The organism is Yoonia maritima (genome assembly GCF_002933395.1).
Taxonomy (GTDB): Bacteria; Pseudomonadota; Alphaproteobacteria; order Rhodobacterales; family Rhodobacteraceae; genus Yoonia; species Yoonia maritima_A.
Map to the genome: position 1 here is coordinate 303046 of NZ_PKFN01000010.1, position 24597 is coordinate 327642.

Genomic DNA, 24597 nt, shown 5'->3' on the forward strand with positions numbered 1-24597 from the left:
GGCCGTGGTTCAAGAATAAAAAAAGGGGCAAGGGCCATATCGAACCCTTGCTCCAAGGTGGCACGACGACTGGGGCTTGAAGTCGCGCTAAGTGTCAGCGTCTTAGCGACGCCGATCAGAACGATAGCCTTCTTGGCGCATGCAGGCGGGGTCAAAGCCGTTTCTGGGGCCGTGGTTAGTGAACAGCCGTACTTCACAACGGCGCGGCAATTGAGCAACCCGGACTTGATGCCGCTCAAGACAACGGCTCATGTACATCCGATGATCTCCATAGCGGGTATCAATTTGGCCCAAACATTCAGACGGCAAAACATTTCGATTGCCCGCAGGACGCGGGCGACCTGTCCAGCCTCCTGGATGGCGCTGCGGTCGATCATCAATCTGTGCTGGCTCGCGGTCATTGCGGTCTCGGTTCTCTAGCGCCGCGTTCAACGCCGCAATTGCGGCGAGCCCGATAATCAACTTGCCAGCATCCTCGCGATCAAATCCATTTGCTTGCGCTGGTATAGCGGTCGCAAACATTAAGGAAACGGCGGCGACACCTGCGATCAGTGATTTAAACATATGTGTTCCTTTTCATCTGTTGCGCCAAAAAGAATGGGTGACGCTGATGAAACGAAACTGGAGCGAACCTTCGCTGCCAAACAATAACGGGGTATGGTTATGCAATGGCCTACACGATAACATATGACGTTATTGAATATCAGCCCGCTTTAAGGTCAATTAGAGCCATGAAACATCTTTCTTTTACATTCATGATTTTCTGCATGACCGCAGGGGCTGCGCAGGCTGATTGCTATGCTGATTATAAGGCCAAGCAAGACGGACCACTGCGGCTTCATTATGGTGTGACCCAAGTCCGCGGCGATTGCAGTGTACGGTCTGCCGAAGATCAACTACGCCCGGCGTTGGAACGCGACGGCTGGCAACTATTGAATGTGCTCGGTGTCTTTGACGATGCCGGGCTAGAAGAAAGAAGGGGCAGCGCTGGTGACTACTTCCTCCGCTACTGAGGCACGTGAGATCGGCAATAAAATCGTTGTCGCGGGCATCGCAGCAATTGTTCTAATTTTGGCCATCGCAGCTATTTTATTATTTATCAATCTGCCGGACGCAAATGCATTTAATGTACGCGTAGAACGATTGTTCGTGGAAAACGACACGCTCACGGGAAACGCAGAAATCAAGCTGCTGGAAATTCTGGCGCAATCGGGGACAGCGTTTTCAGATACATTATCATCTTATCGCTTTGTGATCTTTGTCCTACTGGTATTTGCGACCGCCCTGCTGATCGCGGCCGTCGCGTTCCTTGCCATGCTCGTCGTATTGAACCGGCGGATGAGCAAAATTGAACGGCAGGGGATCGAAGTGAATTCACTTATCATTAGCCGTGATCAAAAGGCGGTGTACCTAAATGATTTCGAATTCAAACTAACCGAAGCCGCAATCGAAACCTTATCGGTCTTAGCAGAGGCGCGCATGGACGACGAAGTCCTTTCGGGCGCCGAAATTGAAGGCGTCATTTCTGGCCGAAATAGCATCGACTGCGAAGAGGCAGCAGGCGCAACTCGGATCAAACGGCTGCGCGATACTTTGGGCAATCAAATGATCAGTGAACTACTAGTCAAAAACATCGCACGCAAAGGATACATGCTCGCGATTGATAAAGATGTGATCAAAATGGTCTAAAGATGACGCGGCGTTAAGTCGCACGAATCACTTTCGCAATAAGCGGCGTTCCGCGCAGAGACTCTAAAATGAATGGGTCATTTGGATAGGATTTGATCCAAAAAGTCGACGATTTTAGCGATTTCATCCGCTTCTCCTCTACTTTGGAAAAGATTCGCCGCAATTTGCGCACAATTCGACCAACTAATGGTTAATTACGTAGACACATAAACCTGGGCGCATCCGTTTGCGGCAATTTTTCGCCGATAAATTGATCACCTACCCGGGGAGGAGAGTAATTAATGTTAAGTAAGCGAACGAATGCTGCATTGGGTATTGTGACCCTTGCAAGCAGCTTGACCATCGCAGGTATGGCGCAAGCAGGCGAAGTGACGTTGTCATCAGGCGACGGTACAGTGAACATGACAGGGGAGTTCATCGACTTCCAAGACAACGCCTACATCATTGCGACGGCGCTTGGCGAATTGCGGGTCGCCGCAAGCCGAGTGAGCTGTTCTGGCGCGTCCTGCCCGACATTCAACACAGTCGAAACCGATATCACGATTGGGGGATCTGATGTTGTTGGGTCCGGCTTAATGCCGCTTTTGCTTGAAGGGTACGCAGGCGTTCTTGATGCCGCTGCGTCGCTTGGAAACACCGGGCAAAACGGCGAACTCATCGCGACACTGACAGCCGATCAGGGCTTTGGTGACGATCTGGTTTCGTTCCTTGTTGCTTCAACCGGTTCCAGTGACGGTTTCCAACAGTTGCTTTCAGGCGAAGCTGAAATCGCTATGTCGTCGCGGCGCATTGTCCCTGACGAAGCCCGCAGCCTGCGTGATGCCGGCGGCGGTAACATGGTCGACCCAGCCCAAGAACACATCGTCGCAATCGATAGCCTTGTTGTCATTACAAACGCGGCAAACCCGATCGACACACTGACAACCGAAGAAATTCGCGCAATCTATTCTGGTCAGATCACGAATTGGTCACAGGTTGGTGGGCCTGATATGCCCATCACGGTCATTACCCAATCCGAAGACTCCGGTACCCGTGCTGTGTTTGAAGACCGCATTTTCGGTGAAACCACTGCATCGCTTGCATCTGGTGCGCAGATCGCCACATCCGGAAGCGAAGCATCACAGCTTGTAAACGCAACACAAGGTGCAATCGGCGTCGTCGGTTATTCGTTCCAACGTGGTGCAAACCCGGTTAGCCTTGTGAACGAATGCGGGATCACAATGACACCTGATGCGTTTTCAGCACGTACCGAAGAATACGCGTTGCAGCGTCGCCTGTACCTTTACACACGACAAGACACCGCTTCGGATCAAACGCTTGCGTTCGTCGACTTTGCCCGCTCAAACGACGCCGATAGCCTAATCGGCAAGGCTGGGTTTATCGGCTTTGCTGTAGATCGTCGCGAACAGTCACTTGAAAGCAGCCGCGCACGCAGCCTGCTTGACCCTGCTGCAGATGCCTACGAGGCCGGATTTATGCGCCAAATGTTGGGCCAGATGGTTGATTATGACCGTCTTTCAACGACATTCCGCTTCCGCACAGGCTCTGCACAGCTGGATGAACGCGGCCGGATCGACCGTGATCGTCTGATCGAATACCTCGAAACACAGCCCGAAGGCACAGAAGTCTTGCTTGCTGGCTTTACCGATGACGTAGGCCAATTCGATGGCAACCGTGATTTGTCACAGCAACGCGCGTCTCAGGTCGCACAAGACCTCGTTTCATATGCTGGGGACCGTATCAATGGCATCACAGTTTCTTCGGTTGGGTACGGTGAAATTGCGCCATCTGGCTGCAACGCAAACCAAGAAGGCCGCCGCATCAACCGCCGCGTCGAAGTTTGGATCAAGTCACCAGCGTAACTTGTTCAGCCAATGACCAACGTACCCAATTCACGCGCTCGCAACCGACCAAAGTTTATCTAGCGATACCTGCAAGAGTTAACGATTGTCTAAGCCAGTGCCTGAGACGGGAACGATAAAGGAAATGATATGTCAAAAACAACTAATCTAAAGACCAAGTTGGCGGCATCACGGCGGTTCACGTTCTCTGGACTTACCCGCGTTGCCTCGGTCGCGTCGATCGGACTTTGCATTGCGACGGGCGCATCTGCCCAAAACATTGCAACCGATGTTGGCGCGAGCGAACGGATCAATATTGCAGGCCAGCTTTCGACGCTAAGCCAACGCATCATTGCTTCAGCTTGCAACCTCAACTCGGGCATCACTGTTCGCGAAAGCCAAGCCGTTCTGCAAATCTCAGCAGAACAGTTTACGGTCATCAGCGATGCATTACTGCAAGGCAACCGCCGGATGGGCGTGGTGGGCGAAGAAACCCGACCGCGCACGTTGCAAGTTATCAGCTCGTTAAACGATGAATGGGGTCCGCTGCTTGACCAAGCAACCGCAACAGCCGTTGCTGCAGATGATAATGCGCAAATCAAAGCGCTTGCCGACAAAAGTGGCCCGCTTTTGGAAACGGCCAACATTCTTGTGAGTGAAATCACCGGACAATATGCCGATCCTGTTGCATTGCTGCACGCTGATGCGCTTTTGATCGACCTTTCAGGCCGTCAACGGACGTTGGCAGCGCAAATGTCGAAAGACGTTTGCTTGATCGCATCAGGGATCAACGTCGAACAAGCACAAGCCGATCTAGCCAAGAACGCGCAACTGTTCAGTGACACGCTGTCGGCCCTGCGTAATGGCTTAGAAAGCGTTGGGGTTCGCCCACCGCCAACAGCACGGATCGAAGAAGGTCTTCAATTCGCTGTCGAAGAATGGGACGCACTTCAGCCACTTCTTGCACAAGCACAAAGTGGCGCATCGCTTGACGAAGCAACGCGTCAACGTGTGTTCTTTGCATTCTTAGGCATCGAAGCTCGTATGAACAACGTTACCGTGCTCTACGATAAAAACTCGAAACTGGGATTGTAAGGCCCACCAGTTTGACTGAAAGGGGCGCCCACCGAGGCGCCCTTTTTGTTAGCGTAGCTGTTCTGGCGCGTATTTTAACAACACGGGAACGACCAGTTCTTCTTCGTCGATCAAATGCCTATTCAGCATCTTTCCAAAGTCATCAAGTATCCTGTGCAAATCGCCTAAGCGATCCGTGAACTTTGCCTTCTTATTCGCATCAAACTGCAAGACATCATTCGCGCCACCAGCAAGCCCGGCAAGCAGACCATCCATCGCATGGTGATCGGAATCCAACAAATCAAAGCCACGCGAAACGCGTTTGTCCAATTTGGCCATAACCGGAAAATACTGCGCATCTTCGATTTGGTGATGTCCGTGAAGCTGATTAATCAACATCCCGCCATAGCGTGAAAGGCTGCGTTTATAGTTTTCAGGGTCCATATTAGAATCCATCACACCTTCAAGGTCGCCATTCAATTGCGTGAGCAAACGACGAAACATAAGATGGCGGTCCAACCAAAATGCAATCAACTGCGAATAGTTTGGATTGGTCTTCCATTCATCGCGAGGGAATTCTCTAATCAACACGCGCAATGGATCGGGCAGTGCTTTACGGTTCGCAAGGGCAAGTTCAGGAGTCATGGCAATCCAATCTGTCAAACAGACGCACTGCGTGCGTTGCTAATTGGATATCCTAGTTTGCTATCAATTGAACGATGAACTTCTGTGCTTTCAAGCACGACCCATCAGCGGCGACGCAGAGTATCCCCCAAAGCAAGCTTGGGGCTGAGCGTTACAAGCTGACCCTCTTCTTGATCTGCACCGTCATGGTAATCGGCAATAATTTGGGCTGCCTTAGCACCGATTTCACGGCGACATGCATCCATCGTCGCCAACTGGATCGGTAAACCGTCCAGCAATTCAACACCGTTAAACGCCGCAAGCCCAATTTGACCGGGGACCTCGATACCCTTTTCAAGCAGATACAACAGGCCACCTGCCCCAATCATATCATTCGAGAAATATAAAAAATCGAGATCCGGCGTCCGTTCGATCATCTTGGCTGTCATCTCGCGGCCTTTGGCAAGCGCAGAACCGCCAGAATAAAACTCCTGATCTGCGATTTCGACACCAGACTGCGCAAGCGTCCGCGTAAAGCCTTCGAACCGTTTGCGGGCACGGTGATCGAGCGGCATCTTCGTGCCCATAAAGCCGATACGTTTATAACCCGCTGCGATGATCTCCTCGGCCATGATCCGACCTGCGCGACGGTGTGAAATACCAACGCACGCATCTACCGGATCGCCATCAACATCCATGATTTCAACAACCGGAATACCAGACTGCTGCAGCATGGCACGCGACGCCTCAGAATGTTCAAGACCGGCAATGATCACCCCAGATGGTCGCCAAGACAGCATTTCAAAAAGAACTTTTTCTTCTTTTTCAGGAAGATAGTCTGTAACGCCGACAACTGGCTGCAACACGGTATCTTCTAACACTTCCGAAATACCAGAAAGAACCTCTGGGAAGACCATGTTCCCCAATGATGGAATAATCACCGCAACAAGGTTCACGCGTTGCGACGCCAGTGCACCAGCGATTTTGTTGGGCACATACCCCAAACTCTTCGCGGCGTCCTGCACCTTTTGACGGGTCGCAGCACTTACATCACCCTTGTTACGTAAAACGCGGCTAACGGTCATTTCGCTTACACCCGATGCTTCAGAAACATCGCGCAGAGTCAGTGGTCGTTTATTGCGGCTGGTCACGGATCGGTCCTGTCATTGCATTCGACATTGTTAACGACCCTTTGTCCCGTTGACCAGATGAACAAAGAAAGGCATTGATCAACCACAACGGCCCCGTGGCTCAACTGGATAGAGCAGCCCCCTCCTAAGGGGCAGGTTATTGGTTCGAATCCAATCGGGGTCACCACAAACACCTATGTCAGAAAAACCAAATGCTTGCGCAAAAAAAAGCAATAGCGTGCGCAAACCGGTGCAACCGGACGATTGAAATCTCTCTGAAGCCCACATTATATATTAATTTCAATTTGTTAGCGCATTTATGACGCGAGCTTTGCATGTGTTGGAAAACGCCCTTTCCCAGACGATTTGACACTTCAGGCTCGATCGCTTTTCTAAGAACGCAGCAGGTTCCGGAACCTTTCATATCCAACAGCCCTGATCGTCATCGACGTCTTGGCGACCGCGCGAGCTTTGCCCGCGCCATGAAAGGTAATTCCTATGACCCGGTCACATTCCACGATTCCGTTCCATAATCTGACTTTCCACGATGATCTGCCGAAGTTGCGGGATGTCGAGAAGCGGTTAAAGGCTTTCCTCAAGGCAACTCGTGAGGCAGCCCAGCGGACCGAGATCGAGGCAGGCCGGATGACAGATGAAGACCGTGTGTATCCCTACGACATCGTTGATGACGCAGATATGCGTCGGATAAGAATGCGGTCCGTCAAATACCTCGAACGGCTGCACACATCGACTGGTATGTATCACCTGACTGAAGAGAGCCGCGTGCGCCTTACCCCTCTCAACGGCGGTTTGCCTGTCGCCTGTATCGCAACCGAGCACGAAGCTGACGAGATTGCGGCAGCCTTGCATGCCGAGATGCCATGGATGTCACGGGCCACCGAAGCGGTCTGGCACGGTTTGCGTGCATCGGCCCGTAACGGGTTGCCGGGGTTACGGTTCAATCCGCTCGTTCTGGTCGGATCTCCGGGCATCGGCAAAAGCCACTGGGCTCGCCGCGTGGCGCACCACCTGTCGGTGCCCACGACGATGATCGAAGCGACGGGCGAGCCTGCCACATTCTCTCTTGTCGGGCTCCAGAAAGGCTGGGGCAGCGCAGGTGAAGGCAAGTTAATGCAGACCATTTTGCAGGAGCGCCATGGTGGCCCACTGGTCATCATCGACGAGATCGAGAAGTCGGGTGAGGTGCATTCGAACAAGGGGGCGCGACATACGTTGACCGATGCGCTGCTGCCTTTGCTGGAGCGTATGACCGCGGCGACATGGCAATGCCCGTTCTTCCAGATCAAGTGCGATCTCTCTTGGGTGAACTGGGTCATGACCGCGAACAGCCGCCAAGGGCTGCCCGAGCCGTTGCAAAGCCGCTGCGTTGTCTTGGACCTGCCGGACCTGACGGCAGGCCAGCTGCGCCAGTTCGCGCAAACAGAGGGCCATCGGCGCAGCTTACCAGACCCAGCAATGGCCGCCCTCATGGATGTCTTCGACAGCGGTGCGATCAGCAACGCCAGCCTGAGCCTGCGCACTGTCAGCCGCATGCTCGACCGCGCCGAGACGCTCGCCAACCAACCTTTGCTGAACTGAGTAGCGCCATGCAATATCAGACCATCCCTTACAGAACCGGCGAAATCGTCGTTCTGGCCGACCTGCACTTTGACACCTACCGCCGCTTCTCGCTGGTTCCATCTGATGTGTGGGGGCTACAGGATATGGTGTGGAATGCTGATGCGCTGATTCTCGCTGGCGATCTGACAAATGGGCCAGCAGATCGATGGGCGCAGGTGTTTCAATACCTTTCAGAGTTCATCCCGCCCGGTCGCATCTATGCGTTTCCTGGGAATCATGACTACTATTCCGGCCATCTCAGCGATGATCCGGCTCTCGCGAAAGTGACAGACGATGCCGGTGCTCACTTCGTCCAGAAACAGGCTTTGCTGCATGGAGATACCCGCATCCTCTGCTGCACATTATGGACAGATTTTAACCTGTCCGGCGCGCAGTCAATTGCGATGCGCGATGCGGATCTGCTCATGGCAGACTACGACCGGATCGGCGCACCGTTGCCATATGGCATACCAGCAAGCGAAGTGCCGATCATGCGCCGCGACCGACGGTTAAAGCCGCGAGAGACGCTGCGCGTCCACCTGGACCATCGCGCATGGCTGGAAGAAAAACTCGCTGATCAGCATCCATGCGGGGATCAAGGCCGCACGGTCATCGTCACCCACCACGGACCGCACAGGGCCGTTGCTGGTTACATCGATGCGCTGTCAGCTGCATTCCATTCAGACATGAGCGATCTCATCGTCCGACACCGCCCAGACGCTTGGTTCTTTGGTCATTCCCACCGACGGCTTCGTGCGAAGGTTCTGGGCACGGATATCCGGAATGTATCAGTGGGATATGCGGGTGAGTTGATCGATGAGTCGATCTCATATCTGCGTGAAGCTTGTCTTTGGAAAAGCTAGGTACCGCTGGTGATGAGTGGAGCGGGTAAGCAGTCGGGTTTGGTTACAGTTACTTGAAGACGGCGGAAAGGAGCCGTTCGCTGCAAGTGCGAACTTCGTTCTTATTATTCTCTAAACTGGCTTTGATTGCCAAGCGAACTCTCTTAGGTTGATGAGATGTTGAGTTTTACATCCACTTTTACAAGACTATTCAATTGGACTCTCCATCGCACACTTCAATTGCGGAAGTGCCGCCATTCTGGAACGCAATGTTCGACTGGAGTACATCCAACCGGGCAAGCCGCAACAGAACGCCTACATCGAGCGCTACAACCGCACCGTTCGAGGCGAATGGCTGGGGCAATACATATTTGAAACCATTGAGGAGGCACAGGATCAGGCAACAGAATGGCTCTGCACTTACAACAACGAGCGACCCAACATGGGCATCGGCCGCATGACACCCGCCATGAAACTAAAAGCAGCCGCCTGAATTCTACGGCTGGGCCCCATTAAAAATGGGGGGATTACCACACCAGCCCACCAATCTGACGAAAGCCGGAAATATCTAGACCCAGGTGGTCCAAGGTTGGGGGCAAGTGCATTAACCCCAAGGGCTCAGTGCAAAGCTGGGGGGAACTTGGGGCTCAGGTCAGGAGCTACATCAACCAGCCCAACACATGATTTACAGAATTCACATCAACTGCGCCAGCGGCGTTCAATCATCAAAACTCTCCGAACTGTGTTAGCCCCGATACCACTCATATCCGAGAAAAATAAGTCAGGGCTGTTATTAAGCTTAGCGAGCTTTTGCCCGCTCATTTTTCGGCCACATAGCCGAATAGACTTTACGACTAATGTCTTGTGTGTAGGAAATAATGAGCCGTCACTTTCATCGTCCCTGCTTCTCTTGGACTTTTCCCAGTTGATAACTCTGTAGATGGCGCGAAGATATGAACTTCTACTATCATTAAAAAATTTGCGTGGTTGCTCATGAAGCTTTTTCCGCTTTTTCCTTGATAGAAATGGATAACTAATAAGTGAAAAAGTCTTAAATGATAGACTATCCGTCACTTTGAAAGGCGTAAAGTTCGTCAATGCAGCTTCTAGATTGTCCTTCTTTTTCACTCCCTTTAGGGATTGAGTATTCGATGCCTTCTTTTTTGGCGCCCATTTATCATTGGCGCGCATAATTGCATCAAATTCATCGTTGCTAATGAAATCTAATATGTCGTCGTTCTTGGGTATAACAGGTGCAAATAGTGTACCATCTTGACGACCTAAAAACTCTATCGCAAGGTTTTTATTTGTATTTTCCACTTCCAGCATAATCGAACTTCGCTGAGTATTAGTGAGAAGGTTGAGCTTTGAAGCGGATATGTTTTTCTTCAATTCGCGAAGTTCGGTGACCTTCCGCCCAGCCTCCTCGATGAAGTTGAAATATGCATTCCGATCTGACCAGTCATTTTTGTTCAACCTACGGATTAAGTTAACGTGAGCCGTCCCGAACGGAAACTGGTTCTCTTTCCTAGCTTCTGGTCGAGGTAAATCCGCATATTTTTCCAGATGAGTAAGCATTAAAAAATCACTAATGATATCACCATCATTCAACTGTTCTCTATCGTAAATACCTATATGTATTTTTGACTTATTTATTACAGTCTCCCAAAGCTTTATGCGACCATAGTAGTCCATTCGGTTGCGCGTTTGGTCAGTCTCCAACCAATCCTCGATCGACTTATCAACACGTCCGACGGCGCCACCTGCGACAAACTCAGCGTATTGCGAATTAGCCCAGTCATCTTGGCGACGTAAATAGGTTACCATCTCCACATCATAATCTGAAAAATGACGAGCTAACTCTATAGCGTTAGGATTAAGGAAGTAAGCTTCGGAGGACAAAATAACAGTATGTATTCGATCATCCATAAGCGACACAGCAGCATCAACGTGCTCTTTTAGATTGCTTTTTCCATGGACAGCTTCAGGTACAAAATTGGCGTGCCCTGCCTGTTTATGAGGCCGGGTTTTCTGCCAAAACAAACCTACTTCCGGTACGTAAACACCATCCCGTAATAATGCTGCACGATTTTGCTCTAGAAAGTGTTGGATGAACGTAGACCCAGTCTTCGTTGACCCTATATGTATAAGGAGCTTTGGTTTTTTCTCAATCGTCTTGCTATGAAGGACCGCGTCTCTGTCGGTAGCTACCAACTCATTTCTAGCGTAAAGCGACAGAGCTTCTTGTAAAATACGTTCCTCATCATTTTCAGGATTGTGGAGCATTTCAGCGAGGTATTCCGCTTGAGGAATTTCTTTTCTATCGGCAGCTATTTCCAGAATGTCCCAACGAGATGTGTAGATTGCTTGAAGGGCGAGTAATAAGCGTGGTCGTTGCAGATTCAGTGATGGAAAATCGCTAAGGTCTGCGTCGTCCCCGCTCTCAGGTGAACCGAATGCTAAAGCTATTCTATTAAGTGTGTTGGCCTCACCTTTTTTAGAAGCAACCTGCTGAACAGTTTTCCACCATTGCGGTAACATAAGAGCATTAATCATTTGATAGCGTGCAAAGCCTTCGGCTGCGGATCCTCTCATGGACTTTTGAACGCTTTCGATGTTTGTCAAAAACATTGCTAAGTCATTTTCGGTACGTACCTTGCTCATAGTGCTGTCTGATCGCTTTCGATATGCAACACCAGGTAGAGGCAAACAGGTAATTTGGTTTGTATGCCGATAACACTCGCATACAAAACCTCGTTCTTCCCATTGTCCTGATTTGAATTTTATATCGTGTTTAGTAAGCAGTTCCCGTTTGTAAAGAAATTGCCATACATGCCAGCTTTTTAAAATTTCGGCTGATTTATTGCTGTTTGGTACAATTTTTTGTTCTTGAAAGTAACGTTCATTCCCATCCAGTTTTCCACTTTTGTGTGAAGTTTTGTCTTGGAAAACCACTTTCTGAACTCTGACCATTTCCGATTGATCGCCGTTTGCCGCTTGCAGTGTACGTTTAAGGATATGCTCATCATAGAAAAGGTCATCTGAATCCAAGAAAAATACGTACTCTCCGCGTGCAGATTCAACTCCGACATTTCGAGCAAACCCTTGGCCGGCATTTTTGTTCAGGACGATAGGTCTAATACGTGAATCTTCAGCAGCATGCCGATCAATGATCGCTTGGCTTCCGTCTAAGCTACAATCATTTACCGTTATAATTTCGATTTCTTTAAGCGATTGATTTCGGATAGATTTAAGACATTGATCGATATATTTTTCCACACCATAAACTGGTAAAATTACAGATACGCTTGGTATATCGCATTCGTTCTGAGCACCAATCGGCATTTTTACTGGACGGTTTTGTTCTATAAAATCAATTGCGTCTTCTATGCTACTCGGAATTACACAATTCGGAACATGGTAGATCGTGTACCATATATAGAAATAATGGAACACTTCTTCTAAAGATCTTTTGCGATGGCGGTGCGGGATGGTTTGCCTATCATCTGTCAGCCCCCATCCCGCATAGAATGGTGCACCAAAGCAGATAACTTCTTTACCCGCGAATAACGCCTCCAATCCCATTTGAGATGAGCCAACGTACACTTTATTAACGCAATTGAACAAACTGTACGGGTTTACTGGATCTCGCAGGATGCGAATACGGCCAACATCTTCAAGATGATTAAAGTAACCTGCACGTTTACCCTTCTCCCAATGAGTATCTGGGTGTGTCTTAATCAGGATTTGTGAATCTGGATTTTCGCGAATAGCAGCCAGCAGCATTTTTTCAAAATCGCGTTCAGTCAGTTTTCCATAGATAGTCGACGCATCAGCAAAAGCTTGATCACAAACTAGGACACGGTCATCGTATCCATCCGACATTGCAGGCATAACAATGGGCTGAGAATTGTATTTAGATATCTTTTGTTCCACTATCCGAGCCATTACCGCTCGTGTACGGCTGACCTCTTCATCCGACAGCTCATTGTTACTATTCATGCGGTGGATAAGGCGATTTGGATAGTCCGCCATATAATAGTATGACATGTCGTCATATACATAGCCAAGGCATCCCAACTTGGGGTCATTGGCTTTAAATGACTCGGACCAGCTATGTGTAGAAGCTAAGAAACCTTGCTCAAGAAACAGTAAGGTGTCTCCTGTTTGGAATGACTGTAAAGTTTTCACTCCGCCCTTATGACTTTTCTCAGGATCTTTATACATAGTACCTGAGATCATATAGTGTTGACTTTTCCCATGCCTTTTGTCCTCTATTCCCAATGCGTTCGGGAACAATTTACGTAGGTTAGCGCCATACCGTTTGGTTAAGTTTGCTTCGAAATAACCGACATTCCATGCTTGATATCGGTTACTAATAACCCAATCGCGAAAGTCGAACTCGGGATCATTTACGCCTTCGTTTCGGGCTAGACGTAAATGATCATCAAATTTTTCAAATGCTATATGATTTTCGTTTGGCATGGATATCTCAGTTATACTTGTGCATGGGAAGGCGTGAGTTGCTAGCAGTTGACCAATTGCCAAATTTCACTTTGTGCATCGGTTTCTATTTGAGTGTTAATATTTGAGGGTCCAGCCTCTATAGCAGTCTTGAAAATAGTCTCCCACGCATCGAATACTGTTGAGTTCGAATACAACTTATCAAATCTCTTTTTAGAGGCTGCCCCCATCTTCTCTCTGAGATCGTCCTTACTCATTAACTCATCTAGACATTCAGCTAGGCACCCTGCTTCCAAGCTACGCTTAGCAAGAAGACCGTTAACTCCGCTGACAATTTGTTCATTAATACCATTGCATGCTGCATAACCAACAAGAGGCATCCCATGTGCCATAGCTTCAAGTGAAGACATAGGAAATCCTTCAAAAAGTGAGGATAAAACAAAAAGTTGCGCTTTTTCCAAGTACGAATAAGGACTGTCTGAGTGCCCCAAAAATTCAACCTGTCCAGCAACGCCTTTAACTTTAGCCCGGGCTTTAAGATTTTTCATTTCGGGACCGTCACCGAGAATTTGCAACACCCAATCGGGGTGACGTCCTGCTATGATGGCAAACTCATCGATAAGCCGTGATAAGTTTTTACGCGGTACTAGGCGCGCAACCGTAATCAGCCTTTTTTGCTCCCCTCCCCTTGGGTCACATAACTGATCCGTTTCCATAACCGTATTTGGTATGACATCAGTCTTATTCTGCAGATATTCTGGCAAAGCGTCTTTAAAGGTTTCGGTGAGTAAATGTATTCTAGTAGCTCCAGTAAAAGCCGCCAATCTCTGCTCTTCACTAAAAACACCAAGTCGTTTAGGAAAATGCGGGTCAATATGCTCTGATAGCACCAAGGGGACTTCTATTTTTTGTGCGGTTACCGCATATTTTAGAAGCCATTGGTTCATATGAAGCCCGACAATCAAATCTGGACAATCCTCTGCCAAGGCGATTGTCATTTGATAGCTTGCCTTAATGTTATCTCCTTGAGGAAGGTAATGAATCTTTACCGTGTCGGCTAAGGGCCATACTGATGGAGATTTACTATCATCAAACGTGTAAACGTTTATCTCGTACCCTTTCTTGGCCATAGCATTTGCCATGAGGTGACCAACGTTTTCTGTACCCCCGCGACTCTTCGTAATCCAAGGTACAATAAAGGATATTTTCATGGATCTATTCCTTCGTAGGGAAGTTTTGAGACGTCATGAACATCATAAGGGGGATTTCATCCAGCATTTTAACCTTACAACCCAAGCGAATATTTACTCTTTGACGGAATGTCATCCAAACCTCCACAGTTCAACATCAGGTTTTGACTAATACGCCGCGCTAATCACTCCACACCAGCGCGCAAACAGTCATGTATATGTAAAAGCCCACATGTTTTTTTTGATCTATCATGAACCAATAAGCAGGTGATCCCGCGTGAGGTCATCTCTTTGAGAGCCTCACTCGCCGTTGTCATCTTCGCTATACTCACAGGCTTTGCACTCGAGAGTAAATCGCAAGCTTGTGAATCCCATAGGCGTTCTACATTACGACGCATATCACCGTCGGTGATCAGACCTAACGTTTTGTCTCCGTCAATGACCAGTGCTACACCTAATCCTTTAGATGACATTGTGATCACGACATCATGCATTGGTGTAGTCGGGGCAACAATAGGTAGGCGATCCCCGGCTACCATCAGGTCTCCAACATTTAGAAGTCGTAATCCAAGCTTCCCACCTGGATGATAACGCCGAAAATCTTCAGGTACCGACTTTAACAGATGACTAAAACCAACGGCCAGCGCGTCACCAATAGCTAACGCAACGGTTGTAGACGTGGTTGGTGCTAGACCGTTGATGCAAGCTTCGGGAACCTTACCATGAGCAATCGCGATCGTACTTGATCTAGCAAGGGTGTTTTCTTCGGTCGCGGTGATGCTAATGACCGGGATTTTGTATTGTCGACAGTAGGCAAGCAAATCTGCGAGTTCTGTGGTTTCACCTGAATTGGAAAGAACCAAAACGACGCTATCGTCGTGAATAATCCCCAGATCTCCGTGACTCGCTTCGGCAGCATGAAGAAACGCCGCACGCTTACCAAGAGATCGAAAGGTAGAGGCGATTTTGCGCGCAATGTGACCGCTTTTTCCAACACCGGCTACGATTAAAGGACCCGTAGATTCATGGATTGAATGAATCGCTTGCGCAATCTCAGGTGGCGTTTCACGGCTTAACTTCAGCAATGCTTCGGCTTCAACCTGCAGTACCGATTGGACAATAGACGTAGTTTCATCGCTCATCGGAACAATATCGTTGTGATTGGCTTCTGCTAGTTTCATTTTAGCCTTTCAGGTCTTCGGCAGTCTCTTTTCGCTAAGCGTTAAAGGCAGTGATATATACGTATCGTGTCTGGCACACGGGTATATATCTCTACACATTCCCCCTTGAGGTAGTGAGAATATGAATGCCTGAATATTAACCTAAATAGTGAAAGAATGAGTAAGGTGGTACCTGACTGATTACACGATCATACACGTATAGGGTTAGCTTTGGCTAGCCGATCAAAAGCCATTAGGCTTTCAACAAGAGCCCCCATCTTATCAAGTGGTATCATGTTCGGACCGTCAGATGGAGCGTTATCCGGGTCTTCATGCGTTTCAATAAAGACTGCGGCAATACCTAAAGAAACAGCAGCGCGAGCCATAACTGGCGCAAACTCTCGCTGCCCACCAGACGATCCCCCCTGCCCACCGGGCTGCTGCACTGAATGAGTTGCATCCATCACAACCGGATATCCACTTTGGGCCATTGTCGGCAACGAGCGCATATCGGCTACTAGTGTATTATAACCGAACGATGATCCCCGTTCAGTTAGAAGTATCCGATTGTTTCCAGTGCTTTCAATTTTCGCGACAACATTCGGCATATCCCATGGCGCTAGGAATTGACCCTTTTTGATATTGATAACAGCACCTGTTTCGCCAGCAGCAAGAAGTAGATCAGTTTGCCGACATAAAAACGCAGGAATTTGCATAATATCACATACTTCAGCAACCGTGCTGCACTGTTCAGGTGTATGAATATCCGTCAACACAGGGCATCCAATGCTATCTTTGACAGCTTGCATAACCTTGAGACCTTCATCAATGCCAAGGCCGCGTTTGCCATTCAAAGATGTTCGATTAGCCTTATCAAAACTACCTTTAAAAACAAACTGTGCACCATGAGCCGCGCAAACCTCAGCCATATGACCTGCAATCATTTGAGCATGATCCAAGCCCTCAAGCTGGCAAGGCCCGGCTATCAGCATAAGTGGGGCGTCATTGCTAACACTCAAATGGCCAATATCAATCTTGTGCATGACTTACCTACTTATGTCGGACGACGATGTTTGCACGTCGTATGCCTCAGGTTGAAACAAACTAAAAGCAACTTTTCCCGATATCTTGCATAGTGAGGAATGGTGCTGGCAAGACTATGAACAAGTATCAGCCATTGCCCCGAGGGCTTCACATAAACTGCGCGGCCTATTCGCCTGCGAAGCCTCTAGGTGAACCTGTTCGGTCGTCGCTATGAGTGATTTGAACTGGATTGGTAATCCCGCCATTTTTAATGGGTTCAGCCGTGAAATTCATAAACCGGCGTTTCCCTGCGCGCTTTGTCGAAAACATCCCCTATGAGGGGTTGGTTCCTTACACAGGTTGCATATTAGAAGCTCCACCATTTGATCATTAGACATCTCACCATCTGCGCACCATTTGGGCTTCAAAGTGTCAACTTGCCAACCACAGATCCACCAGATGTTCCCGCTTCCTTCGCACCCACGATCTTGAACATTCAATGAGCAGGCGCGGAAATTTTCATGACAATGCAGCCGCCGAAAGCGTCTTCAATCCACTCACACGCCAGAGTATCCGCCAGCCGCCTTTACAAAACGCGCGAGTAAGCAAGACAGGGCGTATTCGACTACATCGAAATCTTGTATAATCTGAAACGCAAACATGCCCGAAGCGGGATCATGTCGCCCATCGATTTCGGAAACAGACGGCACATCATGAACCAAGAAGGTGTCTCGGAGACTAAGGGCTATTCAGTTGCTAATGGCTGTGTTTCATAAATCAAGCGAAGCTGGACTGATTTAGCCTACCATCGTGTGTCACAAGACAGGCGCTTAGCAGATCAGGCCCCAAAAACCCAAACATGGTTTTGGCACTCGACGCCTTCTGCTAGACCTCTGGTAAACGACGCTCACCTCAATACAAAATCTCATAGCTTGTCGAACGCCCGCCGGCCTTTGATCGTTTCAGTACCCCTGCCTTTTCCAGCGCCGCCAGATCTCGGGTGGCTGTGGCGGCAGTGGTTTTGGCGATCTTACGGTACCCCTTGGCACTTAGGCCAAGCGTCACGCGGTCCGGACCTTGTGCAAAGATAGCCGTCAGCGCCTTGTGCTGACGGGCGTTTAGATCAGCCGCGTGGCGCACAAAGAAATGATTACGACGGACCAAATACATCGCCTCTGCCCGGCCGGCATCAGCGGCACGGGTCAGCGTATTTAAGAACCACACCACAAATGGGGTCGCATCAATGCCCCCCCTGCCCTCTTCGCGCCCGGCCTGAAGGGCCGCGTAATAATCCAGCTTTTCTTTCTCAATCTGACGCGACAGTGAAAACGGCAGCGGATGAGACGTGGCAAAGACCGCCTCGATCAAGGCGCGCCCAATCCGGCCGTTCCCATCCGAGAACGGGTGAACGGATTCAAACCACAAATGGGCAATCGCCGCGCGGATCGGCACAGGCAACGCGACCTCATCCGCCAACCATGCGGTAAAATCCTGCATATGCCCCGGCACCAACTCTGGCGGCGGGGCTTTATACAGCACATCATGGGATCCTGCGGTCGCAGAGCGTACGATCTCAATATCAAAACCGCGCCAAGCGCCAAGGTTTTCAACCTCAATCCCATAGAACAACAAACGATGCCATTCGCACAAGTCTTGCCCTGTGACAGGTCCCTGCACATTACGGGCGGCCATCATCAAGGCCGCAATCGCATCAGACCTGCGGGCAATTGCGGCACCTTCGCGATGTTTTATCGACGCGATGACTGAGGCTTCGATCTCATCATGGTTAAGGGTAACGCCTTCAATCTCAAACGAAGCAAGCGCCTCTTGCACGATCTGCATGCGGCGTAGCTCGGCCAGATCATCTGGCCCCATACCAGCATGAACGCCCTGCACCTCGCCCAGAACCTGCATCGCATCCGCCAAATGTGGTTCCACTGCTACGTGATTGTAAATGAACTTGGGCCAAAGCCCCGACTGCCATATCTGTACCATGAGGTGATTGTAGCTGCTATTCAGATCAAATAAAGAACTATTTTGATGTGAAAAATCCGGCCAATCACTTCATAGCATTATCCCGTGATCCGCACGGTCGTCACGCTTGGATCGCAAGCCGTAACCGCCGCCAAAACACGCCCGGCATAATGGGTTTCAATATAACGCGCAGCAAAAGCGCTTGGCGCGGCCAATTCCAATCGGGGCCCATCACGACCGACCTCGGTTACTTTCGAAAACCACGCGGCATGTACAGCCGGATCATTATCAAACATCACCCGCGAAGCAGCCGCCCAAATTGTCCCGTCGTTTTGCGGGGCCTCTGCACCCGCCTTAGCAAATGGCACGACGTTCTCACTTGCTGGCTGTTCTTGGGGCCCCTGCCCCATTCGCGCAACAAAGTCAGGACCAACCAGTGGCCAGCACAAACGGGTCGCCTCCAGCACAGCGTTCAAATGTACACGGTGTTCTGTCACCCTGCCCCGCGCGGCATTGCGATGAACGGAAATCCAGCCACGTGACCGCATCAATGCCAGTTCGCGTTTTGTTGTCCGTTCGGTCACAGGCCACATCCGCGCAATCTCGCGCAAGCCAACGCAGAACGTCTCAGATTGCCAATTAAACCGTGCGGTGATCAACAAAGCCAAACGTTGCGCAAGGCGGCCATCAGTACCTTTATCATGCAGCCCCAGCGTCATCAGGGCTGTTAGAATATCATATTTGACGACGGAGGCCTTTGGCCCCGTTGCTTTCACCTGCATCACTGCTCTCCCGTGCGGCATTGCCACGGATAGTTTGAACGCTGCTTCGTATATTTGTTATGTACCAACCGTACGGTCGATTTACGAATTTACAACGCTATTCCGAATCTCGCCGTGGTTAGCGTTGGGTTGGGGTGAATTGTCAAGGATTCGTGTTTTTACAACCCCATTCCCAATCAAAGAAAAAAGAAATGGGTGTATATAATGGTATAGGGGCACTTGGAGGGTGTCACCCTATTGGGTCTTGATGTCCCCCCATCAGCTAGAAGAACACATCACGTGTCCCCCTAAATATGGTCACCAACCCGTAGGATAGAGCCTCATTGCTCCAAATCGGTTCACCTGCCTGTGGCGCCTTGTTTTCCTTGGGGACCTTCCCCGCGGGGAAGGTCGAACCCGACGGGCGGCAGCGCTGGTTCTCATTAGAAGAGGTGAACACCCTGCGCCGCAAGATGAAGGTAAAAGGTAAATCCCTGATGCCCGCCCGTCCTGCTGGCCGCGCTTTCCGTACAGCCATCGCCAACTTCAAAGGTGGCGCTGGTAAATCTACCGTCGCTCTGCACTTCGCGCACGCTGCAGCACTTGATGGCTACCGGGTGCTGGTGGTCGACTTTGACCCCCAAGCCACGCTCTCACACTCCATGGGACTGACCGACGTCAGCGAAGAACAAACCGTCTGGGGCATCATGGCGCGCGATCTGGTCCGCGAAACGGACCGGATGAATGCAGCACCAGTCGCCGCCGAAAGCGGAACCGCCCTGCCCCGTCGGTCAATCCCGGATTCAATTCGGGGACTTGGCCTTCAGGATTTGCGCATCGGAGACTTCGTGCGGCCCACCAACTGGCCCACGATCGACATCATCCCATCCTGCGCCAACGCGGCCTTTGTTGAATTCGCCAGCGCACAGTACCGGCATCTGAACCCCGAATGGTCGTTCTTTGCGGCTGTGTCGCGCTATCTGGATCAACTGCCCGACGACACATGGGACTTGATCTTTTTCGATTGCCCGCCAGCAATTGGCTACCAGTCAATGAACGCTGTGTTTGCGGCTGACATGCTCTGCATTCCATCAGGACCGGGCTATTGGGAATACGACAGCACGACATCCTTTATCGGTCAGCTGGCCGAGGCGCTCGAGGATTTGTCAGACGGGTTCACCGGATCCTTCCCCGCGGGGAAGATCGACTTGCCCAAAGTGTTCCGCGAAATTCGGTTCCTGTTGACGCGCTATGAACAAGGCAACGATTTGCACCGCGCGATGTATCAGGCATTTGAACAGGTCTTTGGCGATAGATTGGCAAAACACCCGATTGAAACCACCCGCGCTGTCGAACAATCCAACCGCTTCCTTAGCTCGGTTTATGAAATCGACTACCGGGAAATGACGCGCGAAACATGGCGCCGTGCACGTGGATCGTTTGACCAAGCGTGGACAGAATTCCATGATGCTATGCTTCCCGCGTGGGAAAAGATGGCCGCAGAAAATCTTCCCCGCGGGGAAGGTGTGAAAGAATAAGGAGCCAATGATGAGCAAGAAGAAACGTATTTTTGACATCGCGATGCCCGACATGGCGGAGCCTGAAACACAGCGTGTCAGCACCCCAGATACCAGCACGCGTCGCAAAGGTCCCATGGCCAGCGCCATTGCCGAAAACGCTGGCGCGCTGAATGAACGCGCCAGTGCCGAAGCCAAGATCAGAGCGGAAAACGACGCGCTTGCGCATGAGTTCGTCGCGCTGAAACGGGCAGGGCTGGTCACCGCCATGATCCCGCTTGATGCTATCGTCACGCAGGCGCTGGTGCGCGACCGTAAGCCGGGCCCAGACCCGGACCTGTCCGAATTGGTAACCTCTATCCGTGACGTGGGCCTTTCAAACCCGATCCGTGTCGAAGAACGCGACGACGGCAAATATGAACTGATCCAAGGCTTCCGTCGGCTGTCAGCCTACCGCGCCTTGCTTGCAGAAGGTGGCGAAGGGTGGGGTGAAATTCCCGCAGGCATTCTTCCCCGCGGGGAAGGTGTCGCCGGATTGTACCGTCGCATGGTTGACGAAAACCTGATCCGCAAAGATTTGTCATTTGCAGAAATGGCGCTAACCGCGCAGGCCTATGCTGCCGATCCTGACACCACACCAATGAACGTCGACGACGCAGTGGCAGAACTGTTCCAGTCCGCCAACTATCAGCGCCGCAGCTACATCAGATCATTCGCGCGGCTGATGGATTTGGTCGATGGTGTTCTCAAATACCCCGAAGAAATGTCGCGTAATCTCGGTCTGGCTGTCCTCAAACTGATCGAGACAGACCCAAAGGCACTGCGCGCGCTGCGGGCTAAGCTGGACGGCTGGGATAACCGCTCCGTCGCTGACGAACTCGGCGTGCTGCGCGACATGACGACCGCGAGCGTACCGCGCCCGGCCAGCAAGGCAGCGGATGGGGCAGGGCAGGGCGCCAGCCGCCGCCCGCGTACCACATTCGAAGTCAGAACCGGCACAGACCGCGTCAAATGCGTCGCCGGGGTAGGGCAACTTACCCTCAAAATGGACCGCGATCTGACAGCCATTGACCGACAAAAGCTAGAGCAGGGGATCGCAAGGTTATTGGCAGCTTTGGAATAAACGGTGCCCAGTTCATAACAGATCGTAAGCGTTGCTTCAAGCTGCCCAGTTCCACGGTAGCAGCTGCTCGATATCCTTCTGTTTATGACCGTTTATGATGGCTGTGATGACCCCGGTCAGGTAGTTGTGCGGTTCGATTTTGTTGAGTTTGCAGGTCTCAATCAGTGACGCGATCATGGCCCAGTTTTGTGCTCCGGAGTCGTGGCCCGCGAAGAGAGCATTCTTTCTTTGCAGGGCGATGGGGCGGATCGTACGCTCTACGGGGTTGTTGTCCATCTCGATGCGTCCGTCGGCCAAGAACAGGATCAACCCGTCCCAGTATTTGGCGATGTATTTGAGCGCAGCCCCCGTTGGGGATTTGGCTGAGACTTGATGGGACGCTTGGTCTAACCAGTCTTTGAAGGCTGCGACCTTTGGCGCGGATTTTTCCTGTCGTATGGCAAGCCGTTCATCAGCGGTGAGGTCGCGGGCTTTACTTTCTATCCGATAAAGGGCCGCAATTTGTTTGAGACCTGCCTCGGCGATGGGGGCGACATTGTTCTCGGTCAGCTCATAAAGCTTGCGTCGCGCATGAGCGCAGCAGTAGGCAAGCAGGATTGGGGCATTGTCGCACGGATCAAGTACGCGGTTGTATCCGGCGTAGCCGTTCTGCCTGCAGGATGCCGCTGAAGTCCTGCAATATCTGAGATGCGTAGGTGCCCGATCGTCCCGGAGCATAGGTGAAAGCCACGCCGGGTGGTTGGGGCCCGTTCCATGCGCGATCATCACGCGCCAGCGCCCAGAAGTACCCCTTTTTGACTTTACCTCGGCCTGGATCGAGAACCGGTGCTGGCGTCTCATCCATGAAGAGTTTGGACGAAGTCTTGAGATGCGCAAGCAAGGCGTCATGGACAGGCTGTAGCTCATGGGCTGCTTTGCCAACCCACGACGCAAGAGTGGATCGCTCGATCTCAACACCTTGCCGCGCATAGATTTGTGATTGACGGAACAGTGGCAAGTGATCGGCAAACTTTGATACCAGTACCGTCGCCACAGTGGCCTCAGTTGGCATGCCACCTTCGATCAGGCGCGGCAGTGCGGCGGCTTGGGTAAAGCTGCCCTCACATGCGCGATAGGCATAGCGTGGACGGCGTGTGACGATCACGCGAAACTGCGCAGGCACGATGTCCAACCGTTCGCTGACATCTTCGCTGATGACATGACGTTCATGGCCACAGGAACAGGTCGTGCTGTCTGGTTCGACAATTACTTCGACGCGCGGCAAATGTTTGGGCAAGGCCCCGCGTGGCTTGCGTTCTTTGGGCGCACACACTGGCGCGGTGCGCTCATCTGCGTCAATCTCGGCTTGGACCTGTGCAATGCCGGTCTCAATATCTTCGAGAGAGAGTTCATATTGATCGGGATCGATACGCTCGGACTTGGCTCCAAACAGCGCTTTTTTGAAAGCTTTGACCAAGGCTTCCAGCCGCGCGTTCTGGTCCCGCTGGGTCAGGATGATGGCCTTCAGGGCATCGATATCATCGGGTAATTGGGCGGGCTCAGTCATGGGTCTTATCTAGCAGAATATGGGCTATGGTGCCCCTCCAAAACGCAGCCCGAGTCATTCTGCCGCAGCCGGTGGACGGGTCCCTAAGGACGTCACGCGCCGCCAATCCAAACCCGCAAACAATGCTTCAAATTGCGCAGGGTCAAGCCGCAAAACACCGTCTTTGATGGCTGGCCATTTGAAGACGTTTTGTTCCAGACGTTTGTACGCCATCACGAGGCCCGTGCCGTCCCACCAAATCATCTTAAGTCGGTCTGCGCGCTTCGCTCGAAATACATAAACCGCACTGTCAAAGGGCTTCATCTTCAAATGACTTTGGACGAACGCCGCCAACCCATCATGTCCTTTACGAAAGTCCACCGGTTTGGTCGCCACGAATATCTGCACGCCATGCGACGGATGGATCACAGCACAGCCACCAGTTCGGCAATCCGCAGGGCCGGCGTTGATCCCGAAAGTCTGATCGTGACTTCACCCTTGATAAGTTCAATCTTTTGGTCTGGATCTGATGTTGGGGGCGACACTGATTGCAAAGGCGCAGCGACAACCACCGGCGCAAAGTCCACCCCATCAAGGTTTGGCAAAACCAACTTCCCCTCGCGTGCTTGCCGACGCCAATCAGACAAGTAGGTCGCACGAAGACCATATCGTTGCGCAACAGAGTTGACGGTAACGCCTTCAACCAGCGTCTCAGCTACAATCCGTGCTTTAACCTCGCGCGGCCACCTCGGGCATTTACGGCGATCAGACCCCATATCTGTGAGAAACTCATCCGATATCTCCATAGAGAAACTCCTATCAAATTCTACAAGGAGCGGAATCGCAGATCACACAGCAATGCGGAAGGTCGGGTCAAAACACCGCTTACAGCAGATCAGTATTTTAACGTGCTGAATCTAATATATTTTATGCCACTTACACAAAGTTTTCGGACTACCGTGAATTTTAGGTGAAGGGCGATATCCAAGCGATCCCGATGCGCCGCGGTCGGTCGCTCTTCTGAACGCAACTTCAACATC

General features: G+C 51.0%; 18 protein-coding genes, 1 tRNA gene and 4 pseudogenes. 11 read left to right on the forward strand and 12 right to left on the reverse strand.

From position 1 onward, the window contains the following. Nucleotides 1–102 precede the first annotated feature (102 nt). Nucleotides 103–564: a hypothetical protein gene (locus CYQ09_RS14760; RefSeq protein ID WP_106746151.1), complete on the reverse strand. Its 462-nt coding sequence runs from the start codon at nt 562–564 to the stop codon at nt 103–105. 167 nt (nt 565–731) lie between these two features. On the opposite strand from CYQ09_RS14760, the gene CYQ09_RS14765 reads away from it, so the two are divergent. From CYQ09_RS14765 to CYQ09_RS14780, 4 genes are all read left to right on the forward strand, one after another. Next, entirely contained in the window at nt 732–1013 is a 282-nt protein-coding gene (locus CYQ09_RS14765; protein WP_106746152.1) for a hypothetical protein, read from the forward strand. Further along, nucleotides 991–1689, forward strand: coding sequence for a winged helix-turn-helix domain-containing protein (locus CYQ09_RS14770; protein ID WP_204353966.1), 699 nt, complete (start codon nt 991–993; stop codon nt 1687–1689). The genes CYQ09_RS14765 and CYQ09_RS14770 overlap by 23 nt, the downstream gene beginning before the upstream one ends. Before the next feature lie 281 nt (nt 1690–1970). Continuing rightward, a complete protein-coding gene (locus tag CYQ09_RS14775) occupies nt 1971–3551 on the forward strand; it encodes a phosphate ABC transporter substrate-binding/OmpA family protein (RefSeq protein ID WP_106746153.1) in 1581 nt (526 codons plus the stop codon). Nucleotides 3552–3680: 129 nt separating this feature from the next. Beyond that, nucleotides 3681–4625, forward strand: a complete 945-nt coding sequence (locus CYQ09_RS14780; protein ID WP_106746154.1) for a type IV pili methyl-accepting chemotaxis transducer N-terminal domain-containing protein — start codon at nt 3681–3683, stop codon at nt 4623–4625. Between the two features lie 48 nt (nt 4626–4673). Here the strand turns inward: CYQ09_RS14780 and CYQ09_RS14785 are convergent, their stop codons facing one another. After that, entirely contained in the window at nt 4674–5249 is a 576-nt protein-coding gene (locus tag CYQ09_RS14785; RefSeq protein WP_106746194.1) for a hemerythrin domain-containing protein, read from the reverse strand. Nucleotides 5250–5353: 104 nt separating this feature from the next. Continuing rightward, complete coding sequence (locus tag CYQ09_RS14790) at nt 5354–6379, reverse strand: LacI family DNA-binding transcriptional regulator (protein WP_106746155.1); 1026 nt, start codon at nt 6377–6379, stop codon at nt 5354–5356. Between the two features lie 89 nt (nt 6380–6468). On the opposite strand from CYQ09_RS14790, the gene CYQ09_RS14795 reads away from it, so the two are divergent. The 4 genes and pseudogenes from CYQ09_RS14795 to CYQ09_RS14810 all read left to right on the forward strand — a co-directional run. After that, nucleotides 6469–6545 (forward strand) — tRNA-Arg (locus CYQ09_RS14795). 311 nt (nt 6546–6856) lie between these two features. Continuing rightward, entirely contained in the window at nt 6857–7957 is a 1101-nt protein-coding gene (locus CYQ09_RS14800; RefSeq protein ID WP_106746156.1) for an AAA family ATPase, read from the forward strand. Between the two features lie 8 nt (nt 7958–7965). Beyond that, nucleotides 7966–8841 (forward strand): metallophosphoesterase, encoded by an 876-nt coding sequence (locus CYQ09_RS14805; RefSeq protein ID WP_106746157.1) that lies wholly within the window; start codon nt 7966–7968, stop codon nt 8839–8841. A 241-nt stretch (nt 8842–9082) separates the two neighbouring features. Beyond that, nucleotides 9083–9313, forward strand: a pseudogene (locus CYQ09_RS14810) (integrase core domain-containing protein); the annotation flags it as partial. A 206-nt stretch (nt 9314–9519) separates the two neighbouring features. On the opposite strand, the gene CYQ09_RS14815 reads toward CYQ09_RS14810, so the two are convergent. The 4 genes from CYQ09_RS14815 to kdsA form a co-directional block, all read right to left on the reverse strand. Next, nucleotides 9520–13305: a glycosyltransferase gene (locus tag CYQ09_RS14815; RefSeq protein ID WP_106746158.1), complete on the reverse strand. Its 3786-nt coding sequence runs from the start codon at nt 13303–13305 to the stop codon at nt 9520–9522. A gap of 41 nt (nt 13306–13346) precedes the next feature. Next, a complete protein-coding gene (locus CYQ09_RS14820; RefSeq protein WP_106746159.1) occupies nt 13347–14495 on the reverse strand; it encodes a glycosyltransferase in 1149 nt (382 codons plus the stop codon). Between the two features lie 164 nt (nt 14496–14659). Further along, a complete protein-coding gene (locus CYQ09_RS14825; RefSeq protein ID WP_106746160.1) occupies nt 14660–15655 on the reverse strand; it encodes a KpsF/GutQ family sugar-phosphate isomerase in 996 nt (331 codons plus the stop codon). 188 nt (nt 15656–15843) lie between these two features. Continuing rightward, nucleotides 15844–16677, reverse strand: a complete 834-nt coding sequence (kdsA, locus tag CYQ09_RS14830) for a 3-deoxy-8-phosphooctulonate synthase (protein ID WP_106746161.1) — start codon at nt 16675–16677, stop codon at nt 15844–15846. Between the two features lie 446 nt (nt 16678–17123). On the opposite strand from kdsA, the pseudogene CYQ09_RS18510 reads away from it, so the two are divergent. After that, nucleotides 17124–17433: pseudogene (locus CYQ09_RS18510) on the forward strand (IS3 family transposase); the annotation flags it as partial. A 136-nt stretch (nt 17434–17569) separates the two neighbouring features. Here the strand turns inward: CYQ09_RS18510 and CYQ09_RS14835 are convergent. Both CYQ09_RS14835 and CYQ09_RS14840 read right to left on the reverse strand, forming a co-directional pair. Further along, on the reverse strand, nt 17570–18652 hold the full coding sequence (locus tag CYQ09_RS14835) for a Fic family protein (protein WP_106746162.1): 1083 nt from the start codon (nt 18650–18652) through the stop codon (nt 17570–17572). A 77-nt stretch (nt 18653–18729) separates the two neighbouring features. After that, entirely contained in the window at nt 18730–19413 is a 684-nt protein-coding gene (locus CYQ09_RS14840) for a hypothetical protein (RefSeq protein ID WP_106746163.1), read from the reverse strand. A gap of 377 nt (nt 19414–19790) precedes the next feature. Here CYQ09_RS14840 and CYQ09_RS14845 point away from each other — a divergent pair. Continuing rightward, nucleotides 19791–20930: pseudogene (locus tag CYQ09_RS14845) on the forward strand (ParA family protein); the annotation flags it as partial. 10 nt (nt 20931–20940) lie between these two features. After that, nucleotides 20941–22032 carry a ParB/RepB/Spo0J family partition protein gene (locus CYQ09_RS14850; RefSeq protein WP_106746165.1) on the forward strand — a complete coding sequence of 364 codons (1092 nt, stop codon included), beginning with the start codon at nt 20941–20943 and terminating at the stop codon, nt 22030–22032. 36 nt (nt 22033–22068) lie between these two features. Here CYQ09_RS14850 and tnpC read toward each other — a convergent pair. From tnpC to tnpA, 3 genes and pseudogenes are all read right to left on the reverse strand, one after another. After that, a pseudogene (gene tnpC, locus CYQ09_RS14855) lies at nt 22069–23578 on the reverse strand (IS66 family transposase). A 54-nt stretch (nt 23579–23632) separates the two neighbouring features. Then, on the reverse strand, nt 23633–23986 hold the full coding sequence (gene tnpB, locus CYQ09_RS14860) for an IS66 family insertion sequence element accessory protein TnpB (protein ID WP_106746166.1): 354 nt from the start codon (nt 23984–23986) through the stop codon (nt 23633–23635). After that, the gene (tnpA, locus tag CYQ09_RS14865) at nt 23983–24363 is read right to left on the reverse strand and encodes an IS66-like element accessory protein TnpA (protein ID WP_106746167.1); all 381 of its coding nucleotides are present in this window, start codon (nt 24361–24363) and stop codon (nt 23983–23985) included. Before tnpA ends, tnpB begins: the two co-directional genes overlap by 4 nt. Nucleotides 24364–24597 lie beyond the last annotated feature (234 nt).

Excerpts from the sequence above, each read along its gene's own strand:
- CYQ09_RS14760 (WP_106746151.1), bottom strand. The coding sequence starts at position 564 with ATGTTTAAATCACTGATCGCAGGTGTCGCCGCCGTTTCCTTAATGTTT.
- CYQ09_RS14765 (WP_106746152.1), top strand. The coding sequence starts at position 732 with ATGAAACATCTTTCTTTTACATTCATGATTTTCTGCATGACCGCAGGG.
- CYQ09_RS14775 (WP_106746153.1), top strand. The coding sequence starts at position 1,971 with ATGTTAAGTAAGCGAACGAATGCTGCATTGGGTATTGTGACCCTTGCA.
- CYQ09_RS14780 (WP_106746154.1), top strand. The coding sequence starts at position 3,681 with ATGTCAAAAACAACTAATCTAAAGACCAAGTTGGCGGCATCACGGCGG.
- CYQ09_RS14785 (WP_106746194.1), bottom strand. The coding sequence starts at position 5,249 with ATGACTCCTGAACTTGCCCTTGCGAACCGTAAAGCACTGCCCGATCCA.
- CYQ09_RS14800 (WP_106746156.1), top strand. The coding sequence starts at position 6,857 with ATGACCCGGTCACATTCCACGATTCCGTTCCATAATCTGACTTTCCAC.
- CYQ09_RS14805 (WP_106746157.1), top strand. The coding sequence starts at position 7,966 with ATGCAATATCAGACCATCCCTTACAGAACCGGCGAAATCGTCGTTCTG.
- CYQ09_RS14815 (WP_106746158.1), bottom strand. The coding sequence starts at position 13,305 with ATGCCAAACGAAAATCATATAGCATTTGAAAAATTTGATGATCATTTA.
- CYQ09_RS14820 (WP_106746159.1), bottom strand. The coding sequence starts at position 14,495 with ATGAAAATATCCTTTATTGTACCTTGGATTACGAAGAGTCGCGGGGGT.
- CYQ09_RS14825 (WP_106746160.1), bottom strand. The coding sequence starts at position 15,655 with ATGAAACTAGCAGAAGCCAATCACAACGATATTGTTCCGATGAGCGAT.
- kdsA (WP_106746161.1), bottom strand. The coding sequence starts at position 16,677 with ATGCACAAGATTGATATTGGCCATTTGAGTGTTAGCAATGACGCCCCA.
- CYQ09_RS14835 (WP_106746162.1), bottom strand. The coding sequence starts at position 18,652 with ATGGTACAGATATGGCAGTCGGGGCTTTGGCCCAAGTTCATTTACAAT.
- CYQ09_RS14840 (WP_106746163.1), bottom strand. The coding sequence starts at position 19,413 with ATGCAGGTGAAAGCAACGGGGCCAAAGGCCTCCGTCGTCAAATATGAT.
- CYQ09_RS14850 (WP_106746165.1), top strand. The coding sequence starts at position 20,941 with ATGAGCAAGAAGAAACGTATTTTTGACATCGCGATGCCCGACATGGCG.
- tnpA (WP_106746167.1), bottom strand. The coding sequence starts at position 24,363 with ATGGAGATATCGGATGAGTTTCTCACAGATATGGGGTCTGATCGCCGT.